At 71.9% G+C, this 18,883-nt stretch carries 20 protein-coding genes; 6 read left to right on the forward strand and 14 right to left on the reverse strand.

Annotated elements, in window-relative coordinates:
* Window positions 1-45: 45 nt before the first annotated feature.
* The 4 genes from ABD901_RS31600 to ABD901_RS31615 form a co-directional block, all read right to left on the reverse strand.
* A complete protein-coding gene (locus tag ABD901_RS31600; RefSeq protein ID WP_345132215.1) occupies window positions 46-768 on the reverse strand; it encodes a sirohydrochlorin chelatase in 723 nt (240 codons plus the stop codon).
* Window positions 765-1,481, reverse strand: a complete 717-nt coding sequence (locus ABD901_RS31605; protein ID WP_345132216.1) for a phosphoadenylyl-sulfate reductase — start codon at window positions 1,479-1,481, stop codon at window positions 765-767. The genes ABD901_RS31600 and ABD901_RS31605 overlap by 4 nt, the downstream gene beginning before the upstream one ends.
* Window positions 1,482-1,635: 154 nt before the next feature.
* Complete coding sequence (locus ABD901_RS31610) at window positions 1,636-3,324, reverse strand: nitrite/sulfite reductase (RefSeq protein ID WP_345132218.1); 1,689 nt, start codon at window positions 3,322-3,324, stop codon at window positions 1,636-1,638.
* A gap of 391 nt (window positions 3,325-3,715) precedes the next feature.
* On the reverse strand, window positions 3,716-5,212 hold the full coding sequence (locus ABD901_RS31615; RefSeq protein WP_345132220.1) for a sensor histidine kinase: 1,497 nt from the start codon (window positions 5,210-5,212) through the stop codon (window positions 3,716-3,718).
* Between the two features lie 80 nt (window positions 5,213-5,292).
* Between ABD901_RS31615 and ABD901_RS31620 the strand changes: the two genes are divergently transcribed.
* The gene (locus ABD901_RS31620; RefSeq protein WP_345132221.1) at window positions 5,293-5,685 is read left to right on the forward strand and encodes a hypothetical protein; all 393 of its coding nucleotides are present in this window, start codon (window positions 5,293-5,295) and stop codon (window positions 5,683-5,685) included.
* Here ABD901_RS31620 and ABD901_RS31625 read toward each other — a convergent pair.
* The gene (locus tag ABD901_RS31625; RefSeq protein WP_345132357.1) at window positions 5,660-6,688 is read right to left on the reverse strand and encodes an SIS domain-containing protein; all 1,029 of its coding nucleotides are present in this window, start codon (window positions 6,686-6,688) and stop codon (window positions 5,660-5,662) included. The genes ABD901_RS31620 and ABD901_RS31625 overlap by 26 nt on opposite strands.
* A gap of 140 nt (window positions 6,689-6,828) precedes the next feature.
* On the reverse strand, window positions 6,829-8,388 hold the full coding sequence (locus ABD901_RS31630; protein ID WP_345132222.1) for an MDR family MFS transporter: 1,560 nt from the start codon (window positions 8,386-8,388) through the stop codon (window positions 6,829-6,831).
* A gap of 98 nt (window positions 8,389-8,486) precedes the next feature.
* Between ABD901_RS31630 and ABD901_RS31635 the strand changes: the two genes are divergently transcribed.
* Complete coding sequence (locus ABD901_RS31635; protein ID WP_345132224.1) at window positions 8,487-9,329, forward strand: TetR/AcrR family transcriptional regulator; 843 nt, start codon at window positions 8,487-8,489, stop codon at window positions 9,327-9,329.
* Here ABD901_RS31635 and ABD901_RS31640 read toward each other — a convergent pair.
* The 7 genes from ABD901_RS31640 to ABD901_RS31670 form a co-directional block, all read right to left on the reverse strand.
* Window positions 9,267-9,779 carry a GNAT family N-acetyltransferase gene (locus ABD901_RS31640; protein ID WP_345132225.1) on the reverse strand — a complete coding sequence of 171 codons (513 nt, stop codon included), beginning with the start codon at window positions 9,777-9,779 and terminating at the stop codon, window positions 9,267-9,269. The two genes, ABD901_RS31635 and ABD901_RS31640, sit on opposite strands and share 63 nt — an antisense overlap.
* A complete protein-coding gene (locus ABD901_RS31645; protein WP_345132228.1) occupies window positions 9,776-9,991 on the reverse strand; it encodes a biotin/lipoyl-binding carrier protein in 216 nt (71 codons plus the stop codon). Before ABD901_RS31645 ends, ABD901_RS31640 begins: the two co-directional genes overlap by 4 nt.
* 141 nt (window positions 9,992-10,132) lie before the next feature.
* A complete protein-coding gene (gene rsrA, locus ABD901_RS31650) occupies window positions 10,133-10,417 on the reverse strand; it encodes a mycothiol system anti-sigma-R factor (RefSeq protein WP_345132229.1) in 285 nt (94 codons plus the stop codon).
* Window positions 10,418-10,423: 6 nt separating this feature from the next.
* Window positions 10,424-11,224 carry a sigma-70 family RNA polymerase sigma factor gene (locus ABD901_RS31655; RefSeq protein WP_345132359.1) on the reverse strand — a complete coding sequence of 267 codons (801 nt, stop codon included), beginning with the start codon at window positions 11,222-11,224 and terminating at the stop codon, window positions 10,424-10,426.
* 329 nt (window positions 11,225-11,553) lie between these two features.
* Window positions 11,554-12,144, reverse strand: coding sequence for an alpha/beta hydrolase family protein (locus tag ABD901_RS31660; protein ID WP_425556735.1), 591 nt, complete (start codon window positions 12,142-12,144; stop codon window positions 11,554-11,556).
* A gap of 632 nt (window positions 12,145-12,776) precedes the next feature.
* Window positions 12,777-13,229 (reverse strand): WhiB family transcriptional regulator, encoded by a 453-nt coding sequence (locus ABD901_RS31665; RefSeq protein WP_380136877.1) that lies wholly within the window; start codon window positions 13,227-13,229, stop codon window positions 12,777-12,779.
* Window positions 13,230-13,398: 169 nt separating this feature from the next.
* Entirely contained in the window at window positions 13,399-14,115 is a 717-nt protein-coding gene (locus ABD901_RS31670) for an SOS response-associated peptidase (protein WP_345132231.1), read from the reverse strand.
* Window positions 14,116-14,189: 74 nt separating this feature from the next.
* On the opposite strand from ABD901_RS31670, the gene aroA reads away from it, so the two are divergent.
* The gene (aroA, locus tag ABD901_RS31675; protein WP_345132233.1) at window positions 14,190-15,518 is read left to right on the forward strand and encodes a 3-phosphoshikimate 1-carboxyvinyltransferase; all 1,329 of its coding nucleotides are present in this window, start codon (window positions 14,190-14,192) and stop codon (window positions 15,516-15,518) included.
* Window positions 15,519-15,525: 7 nt separating this feature from the next.
* A complete protein-coding gene (rsgA, locus tag ABD901_RS31680; RefSeq protein ID WP_345132363.1) occupies window positions 15,526-16,509 on the forward strand; it encodes a ribosome small subunit-dependent GTPase A in 984 nt (327 codons plus the stop codon).
* Here the strand turns inward: rsgA and ABD901_RS31685 are convergent.
* Window positions 16,486-17,022: a DUF2087 domain-containing protein gene (locus ABD901_RS31685; RefSeq protein ID WP_345132235.1), complete on the reverse strand. Its 537-nt coding sequence runs from the start codon at window positions 17,020-17,022 to the stop codon at window positions 16,486-16,488. The genes rsgA and ABD901_RS31685 overlap by 24 nt on opposite strands.
* A gap of 52 nt (window positions 17,023-17,074) precedes the next feature.
* On the opposite strand from ABD901_RS31685, the gene hisN reads away from it, so the two are divergent.
* Both hisN and ABD901_RS31695 read left to right on the forward strand, forming a co-directional pair.
* A complete protein-coding gene (gene hisN, locus ABD901_RS31690) occupies window positions 17,075-17,893 on the forward strand; it encodes a histidinol-phosphatase (protein WP_345132237.1) in 819 nt (272 codons plus the stop codon).
* An 82-nt stretch (window positions 17,894-17,975) separates the two neighbouring features.
* Complete coding sequence (locus ABD901_RS31695; RefSeq protein ID WP_345132366.1) at window positions 17,976-18,863, forward strand: hypothetical protein; 888 nt, start codon at window positions 17,976-17,978, stop codon at window positions 18,861-18,863.
* Window positions 18,864-18,883: the final 20 nt, after the last annotated feature.

Here is an 18,883-nt window from a genome sequence, read left to right on the forward strand (position 1 = left end):
TGCCACGTGCTGGTCCGCAGGGCCGTGACCAGGCCGGAAACGGCCTCAGGCGGCCCGCAGCAGCCCGAACGCGCCGATCCGCGACATCACCAGGCGGGCGACGTCCAGGTTGGCGCCGAGCGGCGGCGCGACCGGCGACAGCGCGCCGGCCGACAGCGCGGAGTCCACGACGAGGTCGTGCAGCTTGCCGGGCGCCAGGAAGTACGACGACACGGCGATCCGCGAGCAGCCGCGGGCCCGTAGGGCCTCCACGGCGACCGCGCCGGTCACCGGTGACCCCGAGGCATACGCCGCCAGGCATGGCACGCCCAGCGAGGCGCCCAGGGCACTCGCGGCCACGTCGACGGAGTGGCGGGCCAGATCGTCCCGGGTGCCGGCGGCGACGAGCGCGACGCCGTCGTAGGAGACGGGCGGCAGCAGCCGGCGCAGGGCCGACAGCAGCAGGGCGGGCGTGCCGGCGCCGAGCACGTCGGTCGTCGTCACGTCCATGCCCAGCCCGTCCTCGCGGGCCTGCTCGAGCACGGCCGGTAGGTCGAAGCGGCCGTGGAAGGCATTGGTGAGCAGCAGCGGCACCACCACCGCCCCGGCGTGGCCGAGCCGTTGGAAGGCGAAGAGCTGGTCACCGGGGCGCGGGCCGGCGTGGTCGAGGAACGCGCAGCGCACGTCCAGGCCGGGCCGCTGCGCCGCGACCGCCCGCGTCAGTGCGCGGGTGGCCGCGGCCGCCCGCGGGTCCGAGGACCCGTGGGCAACGAGGAGTACCGCGGTCATCCGGCGGTGTGCAGCCCGCACTCGGTCTTGTCGAACATCGGCCAGCGCCCGCCGCGCGGGTCGCCGCCGGGAGGCGTGCGCCGCGTGCACGGCCAGCAGCCGACCGAGGCGTACCCCTGCCGCATGAGCGCGTTGACCGGCACGTTGTAGCGCGAGATGTACGCGTCGACGTCGGCCTGCGTCCACTGCGCCAGCGGCGAGACCTTGAACTTGCTGCGGGCCTGCTCGAAGCTCACGATCGGCGTGTTGGCGCGGCTGGGCGACTCGTCGCGGCGCAGGCCCGCGGCCCACGCGTCGTAGTCCTCCAGCGCCCGCTCCAGCGGCTCGATCTTGCGCAGGAAGCAGCACTCGTCGGGGTCGCGGGCGTACAGCCGCGGCCCGTGCTCGGCGTCCTGCTCGGCGACCGTCTGACGAGGACGGATCGAGCGGACGGTCACCGGCAGGGTGCGCTGGACGATCTCGCGCACCCGCAGAGTCTCGGCGAAGTGCAGGCCGGTGTCGAGGAAGATCACCGGAACGCCCGGCACGACCCGGGACACCACGTGCGCCAGCACGGCGTCGGCGAAGGAGCTCGTCACGCAGAACCGGTCGCCGAACTGGGCCGCGGCCCACTCGACGATCTTCTCGGCCGGCTGGTTCTCGAGGCGGGCCGATGCGGCCTTCGCCAGCTCGATGGACTCTTCCGTACTTCGGGCAACGACCGTGCTGCTCATCGCTTTGCCTCCAACGTCTTTGCCGCCAGTCCCAGGAACTTCAGTGAGAAGACCCGCGCGCAGCTGCGGCACTCCCATGCGCCGTGCGAGTCCTCGTGTGGCCGGAGGTCCTCATCGCCGCAGTACGGGCAGTACAGCGGCGCCATCCGCTCGCTCATCGCAGCTCCTCTTCCGGAGCGCGCATGACCCAGCGGGCGAAGGACTCGCCGGGCGCCCGCCCGGCCAGGTAGTGGTTGGCGACCCGCTCCACGTAGTCGGGCAGGTCGGTCGCGGTGGTCTTGAGGCCGCGCAGCTTCCGGCCGAAGCCGGCGGTCTGCCCCTCGGCCATGCCCAGGCCGCCGCCGAGGTGGATCTGGAAGCCCTCGACCATGTCGCCGGCCTCGTCGCGCACCAGCATGCCCTTGAGGCCGATGTCGGCGACCTGCGTGCGGGCGCAGGCGTTCGGGCAGCCGTTGAGGTGGATCGAGATGTCGGCGTCGAGCTCGGCGACGCGCTTCTCGAGGTGCGCGATGAGCTCCGCGGCGCGCGCCTTGGTCTCCACGATCGCGAGCTTGCAGAACTCGATGCCGGTGCAGGCCATCGTGCTGCGCCGCCAGTTCGACGGGCGCGCCTCGAGGCCGATGCCGGCGAGCCCGCGCACGAGCGGCTCGGTGTCGGACTCCGCGATGTCGAGGACAAGGATTTTCTGGTACGGCGTGAGCCGCACCCGGTCGGAGCCGAAGCGCTCGGCCAGGTCCGCGACGGCGGCGAGCTGGCTGCCGGAGCTGCGCCCGGCGATCGGGGCGGCGCCGACGTAGTACTTGCCGTCCCACTGCTTGTGGACGCCGACGTGGTCGATCGGCTTCTCCGGCAGGTCCGGCGCCGGGCCGTCGATGAGGCGGCGGCCGAGGTACTCGTTCTCGAGGATCTGCCGGAACTGGTCCACGCCCCAGTCGGCGACCAGGAACTTCAGCCGGGCGCGGCTGCGCAGCCGGCGGTAGCCGTAGTCGCGGAAGACCTTGATCACGCCGTGCCAGACGTCGGCCACCTCGTGCAGCGGCACCCACGCCCCGAGCCGCTGGGCGAGCATCGGGTTGGTGGACAGGCCGCCGCCGACCCACAGGTCGAAGCCGGGGCCGTGGTCGGGGTGGATGACACCGACGAACGAGATGTCGTTGGCCTCGTACGGGGTGTCGGGCAGCCAGGAGATCGACGACTTGAACTTGCGCGGCAGGTTCGACAGCTCCGGGTCGCCGATGAAGCGCTGGTTGATCTCGGTGATCGCCTCGGTCGGGTCGAGCATCTCGGTCTCGGCGACGCCGGCGATCGGGCTGCCGAGGATGACACGCGGCGTGTCGCCGCAGGCCTCGGTGGTGGTCAGGCCGACCTCCTCGAGCTCGCGCCAGATGGTCGGCACGTTCTCGATCTCGATCCAGTGCAGCTGGATGTTCTGCCGGTCGGTGACGTCGGCGGTGTCGCGGGCGAAGCGCTGCGCGATCGAGGCGATCGCGCGCAGCTGCGCCAGCGAGAGCTGCCCGCCGTCGCTGCGGATGCGCAGCATGAAGTAGCGGTCGTCGAGCTCCTCGGGCTCCAGCACGGCGGTGCGACCGCCGTCGATGCCGGGGCGGCGCTGGGTGTACAGCCCGAACCACCGGAAACGCCCGCGCAGGTCGGCGGGGTCGATCGAGTCGAAGCCCCGGTGCGCGTAGATGTTCTCGATGCGGGCCCGCACGTTCAGCGGGTTGTCGTCCTTCTTGCTGCGCTCGTTCGGGTTGAGCGGCTCTCGGTGGCCGAGGGCCCACTGGCCTTCACCACGAGGGCGCCCACCGGCCGCACCACGTCCGCGGACCGTGTTCACCGACATGTCGGCGTCCTCTCAAGGTTGAGAGCACGCGACCCAGCGCCGGCCGACCCCGCATGATCAGAGATCGGATGACGTCGATGTCATAAAAAAATCCGGCGCGAAGTCGCGCACCCGGGAAAAAGTTCGGCGGGCGGCGTTTCAGCAAGCCGGACAGATGGCGCTGCGCACGCGACCGTAGTCGACGTGTCGGCGGCTGACGAGCCGCAGAGAAGCAGCGTGCATGTTGTGCAGTCTTCCATGTGACCGGTCCTTACGCCACGCCCGCGTGAGGGTTGTCTCAACGCGATTTGACAGGCCGGTAACGGAAATAACACTCAGACGATAGGAAAGGAAGGCACCCTTGGCGCAGGTGGCGGAGGCCTTCACGCCCCCGTCCCACACTGCGGTCGGATTACCGTTTTGCCAGCGGTACCACCATGACAGCCTCGGTGCCGCCCTCTGCACGTGCACGGAGCTCGATCGTGCCGCGCAGCTCGCCGGTGGCCAGGGTCCGCACGATCTGCAGGCCTAGCCGCTCGCTCGCGTCCAGGTCGAAGCCCTCGGGCAGGCCGCGGCCGTTGTCGGCGACGGTCACGTGCAGCTGCTTGCGGAACCGGTGCACGGAGACGACGACCTCCGGCGCCTCCGGGGCCTTGGGCTCGAAGGCGTGCTCGACGGCGTTCTGCAACAGCTCGTTGAGGACCATGACCAGCGGGGTGGCGATCTCGGCCGGCAGCACGCCGAAGTCGCCCTGCCGGCGCACCGAGACGGGGAAGCCGGTCGCGCCGACCTCGACGGCGGCCGCCGCGACCCGGTCGACGATGCCGTCGAACTCCACGGCCTCGTCGGAGGACTCGGGCGACATCGACAGCGTCTCGTGGACCAGCGCGATGGAGGCGACCCGGCGTACCGACTCCTCCAACGCATGCCGGGCGGCCGGGACGCCGACGCGCCGGGCCTGCAGGCGCAGCAGCGCGGCGACGGTCTGCAGGTTGTTCTTGACCCGGTGGTGGATCTCGCGGATCGTCGCGTCCTTGGTCATCAGCTGCCGGTCCCGCCGGCGGACCTCGGTGATGTCGCGCACCAGGACCAGGGCGCCGATCGGCACGCCGGCCGGCATGAGCGGGAGCGCGCGCATGAGCACCGTCGCGCCGCGGGCCTCGAGCTCCTTGCGGGCCGGCGCCTCGCCGTGCAGGGCGGAGTTGATGCGCTCGGTCGCGTCGGCGCCCTCGAGCGGGTCGTCGACGAGCCGGCCGGTGATCGCGGCGAGGCTCTCGCCCACGAGGTGAGCCGCCAGACCCAGCCGCCGGTACGCCGACTGCGCGTTCGGGCTGGCGTAGGTGACCTTGCCCGTGGCGTCCAGGCGCACCAGCCCGTCGCCGATGCGCGGCGCGCTCGTGGTCTCGCCGGGGTGCCGCGGCGGCGGCCAGCTGCCGTCGGCGATCATCTGCGCCAGGTCGTCGGCGGTCGTGAGGTAGTTGAGCTCCAGCTGGGCCGGGGTGCGCGCGGTGCTGAGGTTGGTGTCGCGCCCGAGCACGGCGATGACCCGGGCCTGCCCGCGACGGCGCACCGGGATCGCCTCGTGGCGGGCGGGCATGTCGCCGTACCAGACCGGATCCCCCTCCCGCCAGATGCGCCCCTGCTGGCGCACGATCTGCAGGTGCGCGACCTCGGGGCCGCCGGCGATCCGCCCGACCTGGTCGTCCTGGTATGCCGTAGGGGCCGTGGTCGGGCGCACCTGGGCGACGCAGAGGTACTCGCCGCGCGCCTCGATGGGCACCCACATCAGCAGGTCGGCGAAGCTCAGGTCCGACACGATCTGCCAGTCGCCGGCGAGGCGGTGCAGGTGCTCGATGTCGTCGGTTTCGAGGCTCGTGTGTTCCTCGACGAGGTCACGCAGGGTCGACACGTTGACAAGACTAAGGTTGCCGCGTGCGGCGATTGGTCCTTCCCCTTGTGTTGGTGCTCTCCCTCGGCGGTTGCGGGTGGGTGGGACGTCACGACGAGCAGTCCAAGCCGGACGGGATCCTGCTGCACGGGTACGTCAGCGTGACCGGCGCCGCCGCCGGAGTGCCCGGCACGCCGTGCCTGGCCCCGGCCGGGGTGAGCGACATCGCGCAGGGCGGGACGGTCCGCGTCGGCGACGAGGCCGGGCACGTCATCGCCGTGACGACGCTGGGTAACGGGGTCCTTGCGCAGGCCGACGGCGGGTACACCTGCAACTTCGCCTTTGAGCTGCGCAACCTGTCGGGCGGCCGGGCGACGTACACGATCATGGTCGGCGACCGCCCGGCCACCACGTTCCAGACGAAGGAGCTGCGGGAGGGCAAGCCTGCCGTGATCCCCGTCTCGCCGGCTACAGCGTCGTCGTCACCTTCTTGAGCCCGCGCGGCGCGTCCGGGTTCTCGCCGCGCAGCAGCGCCAGCGAGAGCGCGAGGCGCTGCAGCGGCAGGATGTCCAGCAGCGGGGCGTAGCGCTCGTCCACGTCCGGCGTGCGCACCCAGCCCTTGGCGCCCTCGACGGCGTTCGGGCCGAACACCACCGTGTCGGCGCGCCGCTCCCCCAGCCGGGTCACCACGTCGCGCATCGACGCGCCGGCCGGGCCGTTGCCGACGACGGCGAGCACCGGTACATCGGGATCGGTCATCGCCAGCGGGCCGTGCAGCAGGTCGGCGCCGGAGAAGGCGAGCCCGGCCAGGTAGCACGTCTCCATGAGCTTGAGGGCGGTCTCGCGCGCGGTCGGGTAGGCGTAGCCGCGGCCGGTGGTGACCAGGCGGGCGGCGAAGCGGTACCGCGCGGCGAGGTCGACCGCCGAGTCGTCGGCCAGCAGCGCCTCGGCGTGCCCGGGCAGGGAGCGCAGCGCCGCGAGCTCGTCGTCGGGCAGGCGGCCCTCGCCGCGCACGCTCTCCACGAGCATGAGCAGGGCGAGCAGCTCGGCGGTGTAGGTCTTGGTGGCGGCGACCGCGACCTCGTGACCGGCGACGACGTCGATGTGCAGCTCGGCGACCTGCGCCAGCGGCGACTCGGCGTTGTTGGTCACGGCGAGGGTGTGCGCGCCCTGCTCGCGCGCGACCCGCAGGACCTCGTGCAGGTCGGGCGAGCCGCCGCTCTGGCTGACCCCGACGACGAGCGTGTCGCGCAGGTCGGGGCGGGCGCCGTACACCGTCATCGCGGACGGGCTGGCGAGCCCGGCCGGGATGCCGAGGCGGATCTCGGTGAGGTACGCGGCGTAGAGGGCCGCGTGGTCGGAGGTGCCGCGGGCCGTGAAAACGACGCTGCGCGGCCGCCACTGCGCGATTTTCGCGGCGACGTCGCCGATGGCGCCGGCCTGCTGATCGAGCAGGCGGGCGAACACCTCCGGCTGTTCGGCGATGTCAGCCTTCATCCCGGCGCCGGGCTGCTCGGTCACGGTCTTCCCCTCAAGTCGTCAAACGCGCGATCGGTGCGCGATCCTGCTCATAGTCTGGCAGTTTCGCGCACCGATCGCTAGTTCGAGGGGCAAATTCGCGCATAGCGTGCGCGAAACTAGCCCTCCTGCGCAATCAGCGTGCGCTCGGGCTGTTCGGAGGGCCCGCCGCGCAGCGCGACCTCGCGGATGAAGAACGCGAACACCGGGATGAGCACCGCGCCCGCGATCGACCACAGGAACACGCTCGACGTCGCGCCGGCGATCGCGTCCACGACCGCGGTGCGCACCGGGGCGGGCAGCTGGGCCAGGGTGGCCGGGTCGATCCGCGCTCCCCCGCCGCCGGCCGCCATCTTGTCCGCGGCCGCGGTGCCGAGCCGCTCGCCGAGCAGCGCGTGCAGCCTGTGGTTGAAGATCGCGCCGAACGCCGACACGCCGAACGCGCCGCCGATCGAGCGGGAGAACGTCGCCGTGCTGCTGGCCACGCCGATGTCCTTGAGCTCGACGCTGTTCTGGGCGATCAGCATCGTCGTCTGCATCAGGAACCCCAGGCCGAGGCCCAGCACGGCCATGTACGCGCCGGACTCGAGCTTGGAGGTGTGCGCGTCGAGCTGGGACAGCAGGAGCATCGCACCGACGAGCACTACCCCGCCGGCGATCGGGAACACGCGGTACCGCCCGGTCTTGGTGATGATCCGCCCGACCGCCAGCGACGTCACGAGCAGGCCGCCCATCATCGGCAGCAGGAGCAGCCCTGAGTTGGTCGCCGAGGCGCCCTGGACGATCTGCTGGTACAGCGGCAGGAACGTCACCGCGCCGAACATCGCGAAGCCGACCAGGAAGCCGACGAGCGCCACCAGCGTGAAGTTGCGGTTGGCGAAGACCGCCAGCGGCACGATCGGCTCCGGGTGGCGGCGCTCCACCAGCACGAAGAAGGCGAGCGCCACGACCGCGATCACGCCCAGGCCGCGGATCTCGGCGGAGCCCCAGGCGTACTGGTTGCCGCCCCAGGTCGTGATCAGCACCAGCGCCGTCACGCCGACGGACAGCAGCAACGCGCCGAGCCAGTCGATGCGGTGCTCGGTGCGCCGCTTCGGCAGGCGCAGCCGCAGCGCGAGCAGCAGCAGCGCCGCGCCGCCCAGCGGCAGGTTGACGAAGAACGCCCAGCGCCAGTTCGCGTGGTCGGTGATGAAGCCGCCGACGAGCGGGCCGCCGACCATCGCGATCGCCATGACGGCGGCGAACTGGCCCTGGTACTTCCCGCGCTCCCGCGGCGGCACCAGGTCGCCGATGACCGACATCGCGCCGACCATGAGCCCGCCGGCGCCGAGGCCCTGGAAGGCGCGAAAGCCGATGAGCTCGGGCATGCTCTGCGCGATGCCGCACAGCATCGAGCCGATCAGGAACAGCACGATCGAGGTCATGAAGACCGTCTTGCGGCCGTAGAGGTCGCCGAGCTTGCCCCACAGCGGGGTGGAGACGGTCGTGCCGAGCACGTAGGCGGTGACCACCCAGGACAGGTGGTCGACGCCGCCCAGGTCGCCGACGATGCGCGGCATCGCGGTGCCGACGATGACGTTGTCGAGCATGGCCAGCAGCATCGCCATGAGCAGCCCCGGCAGGACCGCCTTGACCGTGCGCTGCGCCGCAGTTTCGGCTGTTTCGGATACTTCGGACATTGCCCCTTGCCCCCGAACTTACCTGTCGACCGGCTAGTGAACTTACTAGCCGCACGGTAAGCTTGTTACTAGCCGGGCGTCAAGTAGGATGTGGGGCGATGGAGCAGACGGAGCACAGCGGGGCCCGGGTCGTGCGGGGGCGCAACCGGATCCGCACCGGCGATGCCGAGGGCGCGGATGTGCGGGCGCACATCCAGCGGGTGGCGCTCGACCTGTTCATCGAGGAGGGGTACGACAAGACGTCGCTGCGCGAGATCGCCGAGAAGCTGGGCGTGACCAAGGCGGCGCTGTATTACCACTTCCCCACCAAGGACGACATCGTCGCCAGCCTGATCGAGGACCGCATCGCCGCCGTCGACGCGCTGCTGGACTGGGCGGCCGCGCAGCCGCGCGACTCGGCGACGCGGCTGGAGTTCATCCGGCGCTACTCGGGCCTGCACGACCAGTTCGCGCACGAGAACGTCATCCGGTTCTTCGAGCGCAACCAGACGGTGGTCAACACCCTGCCGGCCGGCAAGCGCCTGCGCGAGCAGATGATGCGGGTCTTCGACCTGCTCACCGACCCGGCGGAGTCCCTGGCGCAGCAGCTGCGGCGGGCCATGGCGCTCTTCTCGATCCACGCCAGCTGGTTCCTGCTGCGCGAGCGCCCCGGCACGCAGGAGGAGCGCCGCGCGGCGGCCCTGGAGGTGGCGGCGGAGCTGATGTCGTCCGCAGACCGGGTGAATGCCTCCGCTTCGGCCGCTGCCCCCGCCTCGGCCGCTGCCCCCGCCTCGGCCGCTGCCCCAGCTTCGGCCGCCGCCCCAGCTTCGGCCGCTGGCTCCGCCGAGGGCGCGGTCGCGGAGGCCACCGCTCCCGTCGCCGGCGAGCCGGCCGAGCCGCTACTTGGCGAGGACGGGCAGAGCCAGGCGCAGGCCGAGGAGCTTGACGCTCGGCACCGGTGACCAGTCGAGGCTCGGGTCGCGCTCGAAGCCGAATCGCTCGTAGAGCGCGTGGGCACCGTTGTTGTCGTCGCGCACGCAGATGACCAGCGCGTTGCAGCCGAGTTGGGCGGCGCGGTCGATGCACGCCTGCACGAGCGCCCGGGCCACGCCGCGACGCTGTGCGGCGGGGTCCACGGCGAGCGTGCGGAACTCGGCCTCGCCGGGCTTGGAGACCTCTGCGTACGCCCCGCCGGCCAGCGTGAACGCAACCGCGCCGAGCACCTTGCCCTCGGCGGTTGCCACCAGCACGTCCGAGGCCGCGGCCCGGGCGGCGACGTCGGCCAGGACCTTGGCGTATTCGGGTGCGGCCTCGAGCTGGCCGTCCTCGCGGTATGCGGCGACGGTGACCCGCTCGACCTCGGGATGGTCGCGGGGCTCGACGAGGCGGACGACGATGCCGGGTGCGCTCACCCGATTACGGCGATGAGGTCGCCCTCCTGCACCACGTCGCCCTCGTGGACGGCGATCTGGCTGACGGTGCCGTCGGACTCGGCCACGACCGGGATCTCCATCTTCATGGACTCGAGGATCACCAGCGTGTCGCCCTCATTGACGTCGGCACCGACCTCGGTGGTGATCTTCCAGACGTTCGCCACCATCTCGGCGCGGATCTCGTCGGACATCCCGGTCTCCTTCGCGGCTCTGCGTGCGCTCGAAGCATATCGGTGCACAACTCCTGCGGCCCGCACACACGAAGGCCCGGACACCCCTATCTTCGGTTGGGGTTGTCCGGGCCGTCATCCGCTCGGGTGCGCCGCGCCGCTCTAGTCCGGGCGCAGCTCGCGGGAGTCGGCGTTGAGGACCAGCTCGGAGAGCTTCGAACGCAGGCGGGCCTTGAGGTCGGCCGGGGCGAGCTCCGAGCCGCAGCAGCGCGCCACGAGGGCCTTCACCTCCTGCTCGATGCCGAACTCCCGCAGGCACGGCGAGCACTCGTCGAGGTGCTCGCGGATCAGCGCGCGCCGGTCGTCGGCGCACTCCAGGTCGAGGTAGAGGTAGACCTCGGCGAGGACGTCACTGCAGTCGGTTTCGTGCGGGTCTCCACAGCTCATCGGATTTCAGACCTCGCTCGGCTCAGCGGACGGGTTGCGGGTGAACCCTCGGTCGGCAGCATAAGTCTCGAGCTGCCGGCGCAGGTTGCGCCGTCCGCGGTGCAGGCGGGACATGACGGTGCCGATCGGCGTGTTCATGATGTCGGCGATCTCCTTGTAGGAGAATCCCTCGACATCGGCCAGGTAGACGGCCAGGCGGAACTCCTCGGGAAGCGACTGCAGCGCCTCCTTGACGTCGGAGTCCGGCAGGCGGTCCAGGGCCTCGGTCTCGGCCGAGCGCAGACCGCTGGAGGTGTGCGACTCCGCCTCGGCGAGCTGCCAGTCGGTGATCTCCTCCGTGGGCGCCTGGACGGGCTGACGCTGCCGGCGCCGGTAGGAGTTGATGTAGGTGTTGGTGAGGATCCTGTACAGCCAGGCCTTCAGGTTGGTGCCGGTCTCGAACTGGTGGAAGGCGGCGAACGCCTTCAGGAACGTCTCCTGCACCAGGTCCTCGGCGTCCGACGGGTTGCGCGTCATGCGCAGGGCGGCCGCATACAGCTGATCGATGAAGGGCAGCGCGTCATGCTCGAACCGGACACGCTGCTGTTCCGCGCTCTCGCTGCTGACCACTCGTGCGACCCCCACCCTCGACCGTCCCGCCGAGGATACGCCGAGTTGCTGTGCGAGATCTGAGTTTGTGGCGCCCGTCAAGCGTTCCCGGGCAATCGGCTGCCACGACGGATCGGGCTCCGCATCGGTCGACGCCGGCCATGCGGGACTGAACAGCAGCTCCCGCAACCGCAGATCGTCACGCTCAAGTGTTGCCACGCTTGGTTTCCCTCCGCTGGCGGCGCCGTCGGCAGCGCCGCACGATGCGTGTAACAACGAGGCGTGCGTCCCCATTCCGCGTGACCGACGTAACGTCGCCGCCGCTCACCCCCGAAACCACCCGACCTGCCCCCGGGCGACTCTCCGGCCTACCCCCGGCGACTCTTAGACCGGGCCGACCACCGGAACAGGACGGAAGGGCCCGGGAGGCTGTGGAGCGTGTCCGATTTGTGCCGATCACACCGCATCCCACGACCCACCAGCCACCGAGGTGACGCCCGTCGCCCCGCCTCAGCCCGCGCCCTGCACCAACGCTCGCGGGCGGGGTGTTACTCGCCCGCCACGAAGTCGATCGCCGCCGCCGCGACCGCCGCGGGGTTCTTGGAGAGGCCGTGGGTCTCCCCCGGCAGCACGCGCACGGTCACGCCGGGCCGAGGCTGCGGCACGCCGAACGTGTCGCGGTCGCCGTTGAGCACCAGGGTCGGCACCCCGGAGTCGAGCTCCTCGGCGCGCGACTTCTCCGGCTTGCCTGGCGGGTGCAGCGGGAACGCGAGCGCCAGGATGCGGTCCGCACCGGCCTCTTGCGCCGTACGGCACGCAACCCGCGCGCCGCTCGACCGCCCGCCGACCACGAGCCAGCTGAACGCCAGGCTGGCACGTAGGTGCTCGATCACGGCGAGCCAGGCTTCATCGAGCTGCCCGGCGGGAGCGGGGGCTCGGCGGCCGGCCACCCGGTACGGCTGGGTCACGAGCGCCACGGCCACCCCGCGGGCCAGCGCCGCATCGTGCACGGCGACGAGGTCGGACGCGTCGACGTCACCGCCGGCGCCGTGCCCGAGGACGAGCAGGACGCCGCCGTGCGGGTCGGGCACGTCGAGCCGGTACCGCGCGACCCCGACCCGCGTCTCCACCTCCCGCACCGGCCCTCCGGCACGGGATCGAGCACCCGCAGCCGGCTTGGCGGTCTTGGCCGCCTTCGCCGCTGGTGTCTTCTTCGCGGCCGCCGGAGCCTTCTTCGCCGCCGCGGTCTGCCCCGCCGCCTTGGCCGCCGGCGCGAGCCCAGCCAGCTTCGCAGCCGAAGTCTTCTTCGCCGCCGCGGCCTTGTTCGCCGGCGCGGCCTTGTTCGCCGGCGCGGCCTTCCTCGGCGCCGCAGCGGCCTTGGCCGCTGGAGACGCCTGAGCGGCAGCCTTCTTCGCCGGCGCGGCCTTCTTCGCCGCCGGCGCGAGCCCGGCCGCCTTGGCCGCCGGGGCGAGCCCGGCCACCTTCGCAACCTTCGCAACCGGAGTCTTCTTCGGCGCCGCGGTCTTCTTCGCCGGGGCGGCCTTCTTCGGCGCCGCAGCTGCCTTGGCCGCCGGAGACGCCTTCGCGGCAGTCTTCTTCGCCGTCTGGCGGTCCTCGGACGGTGTGGCGGAGGCACCCGCGGCGGACGAGGCCGCCGCGGGTGGCTTCCGTGAAGATTGTGCCGGTTGTGGGTGATGTGGCCGATGCGCTGCCGCGTCGTTGCGGTCGCGCGAGCCGGCCGGCTGAGGGCCGTCGGGCCGAGTGGTCGTCGCTACTGCGCCGCGGCGCCCACCGGGTCCGGGGTTTCGTGCGAGCGCGGGGCCCGCTGGATCGGCATGATCGGCAGGCACGCCACCGCGCCCAGCCTCGGGTCGGTCGCGCCGGCCGCGGTGGGCATCACCTGGCCCGGCACCTCGTTGCGCCATGCCACGAGCATTGCACGGCGCTCGCGTGGTGTGGTGGCTCCCCACACGCCATGGCAGTCCCCGACGTCCAGCGCCCACGCCAGGCAGGCGCCCTGCACGTCGCACGTGCGGCACAGCGCCACGGCGGCGTCGGCCGGCTCCGTCGGAGCCGGGAAGAACGTTTCGGGGTCCACTGCCTGGCATGCGCCTCGTATGCGCCAGGCGCCGTCGCCTTGCTGCTCCTTGACTGCCCGCAGCAATCGCGGATCTCGCCGCGCGGCTGCAACTTCATGAGGGCGTGGCATCCTCGCCCGGGTCATTACACCCACCTCCCCCGTGGGTCAAACGAACGCAGGGTGAGTAAATGTCGGGATGCCCCCATCCGACATAGACCCACCGGCGCTGTGTTGTATCGCACAAACGACAGCAAATACAAGAGTTTTCAAGCCGGTTTGCAAAAACGGTCGGACATTTATCTGGACTTACAGCCTAAAAAAGGGTCAGATCGATCGGCTCGACATCGCTCGATCGCAGTGGTGGGGCCGGAACTTTCGCCACCAAGTCAGGACCGTCGTTGCGTACGTCACCGACGCGGGAGCCTACCGGGCGTAGTTCCAGGCGTGCGACGTGCGACGACGGGGTCGGGGCCAGCAGGCCGGGATCGGGGTCGGCCGTCAGCCAGGCGTCCCATCGGTCGCGGGGCAACAGTAACGGCATGCGGTCGTGGATGAGCGCCAGGTCATCGACGGCGGGCGTGGTGATGATGCTGCACGTGAGCAGCCGACCCTCGTCTTTACCCCACACGGTCCACAGCCCGGCGAAAACGCAGGGCTCGTCTTCACCGAGCGTCATGAAGTAGGGCTGTTTGTTGTCGCCGGTGCGAACCCACTCGTACCAGCCGTCGGCCGGGACGAGGCAGCGGCGCCGGGCGAAGGACTGCGCGAACGCATTGGAGGTGGCGACGGTCTCCACCCTCGCGTTGATCATCCGAGCGCCCACCTTCGGGTCCTTCGCCCAGGCCGGGACCAGGCCCCAGCGGGCGGTGTTGAGCACCCGGGCGCCCGCCGACTGCGACACGCGCACGATCGGCACCGGGTCGGTCGGGGCCACGTTGTAGTCGGGCTCGAGCCCGTCGCTGTCGTCAGTGGCCTCGAACAGCGCACTGAGGTCGGCGTTGCTGCGCGAGGTCGCATACCTGCCACACATGCCGCCACCCTAGCGACGGGGTACGACAAAACCTGCCGGTCGCTACATATCGAAACTGACCGCACACTGAGCGCGTGGAGACCCCCTTATCGTGGCCCGCCCCGACCGCGCCCGGCCCCCTCGACGCATCGCTGCGGCTGCCCGGATCGAAGTCCATGACGGCGCGGGCGCTCGTGCTCGGCGCCAACTCCCTCGGGTCGAGCACCCTGCACACGCCGCTGCGCACGCGTGACACCGAGCTGATGGCGGCCGGGCTGCGCGCCATGGGCTGCCACGTGTCGACCGTGGACGACAACCTGTGGCTGCTGCGGCCCCGGCCCCTTGCCGGGCCGGCCCGCGTCGACGTCGGGCTCGCCGGCACGGTCATGCGCTTCCTGCCCCCGGTCGCCGGGCTGGCCGACGGCGCCGTCGCCTTCGACGGCCACCCGCGCGCCCGGCGCCGTCCGATGGCGCCGCTGATCGGCGCGCTGCGCTCGCTCGGCGCCCGGATCGACACCCGCACCGACACGCACGACGGCCTGCCGTTCACGGTGCACGGCGTCGGGCGGATGGCGGGCGGGCCGGTGAACATCGACGCCTCCGCGTCCAGCCAGCTGGTCTCCGGGCTGCTGCTGTCGGCGCCCGGCTTCGACCGGGGCGCCGTGGTACGCCACGTGGGCACCCCCATGCCCAAGCCCCACCTCGACCTCACCGTGCACATGCTGCGCTCCGCCGGCGCGGGCATCGACGACACGCGGCCCGACGTGTGGTCGGTCGAGCCCGGGCGGCTCAACGGCCGCGCGTGGGAGATCGAGCCGGACATCGAGAGCGCCGCGCCGTTCCTGGCCGCGGCGCTGGTCACCGGCGGGACGGTGACCGTGCAGGGCTGGCCGCCGGCCAGCACCCAGCCCGCACGGCGGCTGCTGGACCTGCTGCGCCGGATGGGCGGCGAGCCGGCCCTGACCCCGCGCGGACTCGTGATGCGCGGCACCGGCGCGGTACACGGGCTCAGCGCCGACCTCGGCGCCATCTCCGAGCTCGCGCCCGTCGTGGCGGCGCTGGCCACCGTCGCCGACGGGCCGTCGCACCTGTTCGGCCTCGGCCACCTGCGGCGGGACGAGAGCGCCGACGGGCTCGGCCGGCTCGCCGCGGCGCTGAGCGCACTGGGCGCCGACGTCGTACCCGAGCCGGACGGGCTGCGCATCCGGCCGCGGCCGCTGCGGGGCGGCACGCTGCGCACGCACGGCGACCGGCACCTCGCCTACGCCGGCGCCGTGCTCGGCCTCGCCGTCGCGGGGGTCAACCTGGATGACGTGGCGTGTACCGCGAAGACGCTGCCGGAGTTCCCCCGGCTATGGTCGACCATGGTGCTCGGATACGAGGGAGGGTCGACTGACGCGGAAGCGCGAGTACGACGAGGATGACGTGCGGGTGCGCCCCGGCCGGTCCTCGCGACCGCGCACGCGCCAGCGCCCCAAGCACAGCGACGCCGTCGAGGGCTTCATCGTCGCCGTCGACCGCGGCCGGTACACCTGCCACATCGCCGGCGCCGGTGTCACCGTGACGGCCATGCGGGCGCGGGAGCTGGGCCGGCACGGCGTCGTGGTCGGCGACCACGTCCAGATCGTCGGCGACGTGAGCGGCCGGCCGGACACCCTCGCCCGCATCGTGCGCATCGACGAGCGCCAGTCGGTCCTGATGCGCACCGCCGACGACGAGGAGGGCGGCACCGAGGGGCGCTTCGAGCGCGTCGTCGTCGCCAACGCCGAGCAACTGGTGATCGTCAACTCGCTGCAGGACCCGCCGCCGCGGACCGGGTTCATCGACCGGTGCCTCGTCGCGGCCTACGACGCCGAGATCGACCCGCTGCTGTGCCTGACCAAGGGCGACCTCGCCGGCCCCGAGGCGGTGCTGGACTACTACGCCGAGCTCGACCTGCCGTACGTGCTGTGCCGCCCGGACGAGCCGCTGGACGCCCTCGTCGCCGAGCTGCGCGGCCGGGTCTCGGTGCTCATCGGGCACTCCGGCGTCGGCAAGTCCACGCTCGTGAACCGGCTGGTGCCGGGCACCGACCGGGCCGTCGGGCGGGTCAGCGCGGTCGGCAAGGGCCGGCACACCTCGACGAGCGCGGTCGCGCTGCAGCTGCCCGACGACGCCGGCTGGATCATCGACACGCCCGGGATCCGCTCGTTCGGGCTGGCGCACGTCTCCGCCGACAGCGTGCTGCACGGCTTCCCCGACCTCGTCGAGGCCTCCACGCGCTGCCCACCCAACTGCGACCACACCGGCGCGGGCGGCGACTGCGGCCTCGACAAGCTCATCGCCGAGGGCGGCGCCGACCAGCGCCGGCTCGAGTCGTTCCGCCGGCTGCTCGCCTCCAAGGAGGGCATCTCAGAGGACGACGGGGCCGCCTGAGCGCCAGTACACGTTGTTGTCCCGCGACAGCAGCCCGGCGTCGACGAGGTACCGGCGAAGGGCCGCGTGGTCGTCGTGCCAGGCGCGCAGGATCGCGTTGACCTCGCGTTCGGGGTACCGAATCCCGGGCTCGAAGGAAGAGACGACGTGCTCCAGGACCACCGTGCGCTTGGCCTGGGCGACCGGAATCTGGGTCAGCCGTCCGTCGCTGATGAAGGTGCGCAGGATCAGGTCCCGCTGACGGTCGGGGTCCAGCGTGGGTTGCGGTGCCGCCGGGGCGGCGTTCTGGCGTACCGCATCCTTGAATGCCTCGTCGGCCGCCGCCAGCTCGCCGTCGGATATGCGCAGCAGCCCGCCCTGCTGGAGGCGGCGGATGGCCGGCTCGACGAGCCGGGCGGACAGGCCGGTCGTGGACTCGACCTCGCTCGGGGTGCGGGCACCGAGCACGACGGCGGCGAAGACCTGCAGGCGATCGGACTCGGCGAGCAGGCCACACAGGGCTGTGGGAGTCACAAACGGCGACAGTACTGCCAGAAGGTGGCGATCGTCGGCTAAGTTTCCGCGCATGGCGCGCTACGCGGACGATCTGGCCCTTGCTCATCTTCTCGCCGACACCGCGGACGCGATCGCCGTGCCGCGCTTCCGCGCACAGGACCTGCACGTCACCGAGAAGCCCGACCTGACGCCCGTCACCGACGCCGACACAGCGGTCGAGCGGGCGCTGCGGGCGACGCTCGGCCGGGCGCGCCCGCGCGACGGCGTGCTCGGCGAGGAGTTCGGCGCGACCGAGGCCGCCGCCGGGCCCGGCAGCCGGCAGTGGGTCATCGACCCGATCGACGGCACCAAGAACTTCGTGCGCGGCGTGCCGATCTGGGCCACGCTCATCGCACTCATGGAGGGCAACCAGCCGGTCGTCGGCCTCGTCTCCGCGCCCGCGCTCGGGCGGCGGTGGTGGGGCGCGATCGGCCACGGGGCGTACGCCGGGCGCCACACCGCAGCCGCGACACCCATCCGCGTGTCGGGTGTCAACCGGCTCGCCGACGCGTCGTTCTGCTACTCGTCGCTCGGCGGCTGGGAGGAGGCCGGACGGCTGGGCGCCATCCTGGACATCAGCCGCCGGACGTGGCGGCAGCGGGCGTACGGCGACTTCTACGGGTACATGCTGCTGGCCGAGGGCGCCGTGGACATCATGGTGGAGCCCGAGCTGTCGCTGTGGGACCTGGCCGCGCTCGTGCCGATCGTGACCGAGGCCGGCGGCACCTTCACCGACCTGCAGGGCCAGCCCGGCCCGGGCGGCGGCAGCGCGGTGGCCACGAACGGCCATCTCCACGAGGACGTGCTCACCCGTTTGGGCAATACCCGACTGTCCGGATTGTCTGGCTGAACCGAAAGGTCCGTATGCCGGGGTCACCCGCGGGGTCTATCCTGCCCGGGTGGCATCTTGGAGTTGGCTGTTCCTCGGCGCGATGATCGCCGCCTATGGCGTCGCCAACCTGCTGCAATCCATGGCCGCCGCGCGCACCGACCTGCACCACGGCTTCCAGCCGATGCTGCTGCTGCGCCTGGGCCGCCACAAGTCGTACCTCGTCGGCGTCGCCTGCCAGTGCGCCGGCTTCGCGCTCGCCTTCTTCGCCCGCCGCGACCTGCCGCTCTTCCTGGTGCAGTCCGCCATGGCCGCCGGCCTGGGCGTGACCACGATCCTGGGCGTGCTGATCCTGAAGTGGAAGCTGCCGCGCACCGAGATCGCGCTGCTGCTCGCCTTGATCGTGGGCATTGCGGCGCTCGTGCTCGCCGCCAAGCCGGCACCGTCGCGCCAGCTCGGCACCGGCGGCGTGATCGGGCTGATCGCCGTGCTCGCGGTGCTGGCGGTGCTGGGCTTCTTCGCCGGCCGCCTGCACGGCGCGCCCGGCTCGGTCGTCCTGGGCTCCCTGTCGGGCGTGGCCTTCGGCGCGGCGGCGGTGGCGTCGCGCCCGCTGGCGTCGGCGGACTCGATCTCCCAGTGCGTGACGGACCCGCTGTCGTACCTCCTCATCGCACACTCGCTCGTCGGCCAGCTGCTGCTGGGCCTGGCGATGCAGCGCGGCTCGACCACGGCCGCCGTGGCCGCCATGGACGCGGCGGGCGCGGTACCGGCGGCGCTGGTCGGCCTGCTGTTCCTGGGCGACGGCGTGTGGCCGCACCGCGAGTGGCTGGTCGCGATCGGCTTCGTGGTCACGCTGGCGGGCGTGATCGGGCTGAGCTTCTACGCCGAGCCGCAGCACCACCACAAGATCGCCCCCGAGGCCGAGTGCATACCGCACGGCCTGGCCTTCAGCGGCTCCCACAGCGCCGCGGCCCGTCGCGCGAGCCGCTGATTTCCCGCTTTTTTGCGATA

It is taken from the genome of Dactylosporangium darangshiense (assembly GCF_039537565.1).
GTDB classification, from domain to species: domain Bacteria; phylum Actinomycetota; class Actinomycetes; order Mycobacteriales; family Micromonosporaceae; genus Dactylosporangium; species Dactylosporangium darangshiense.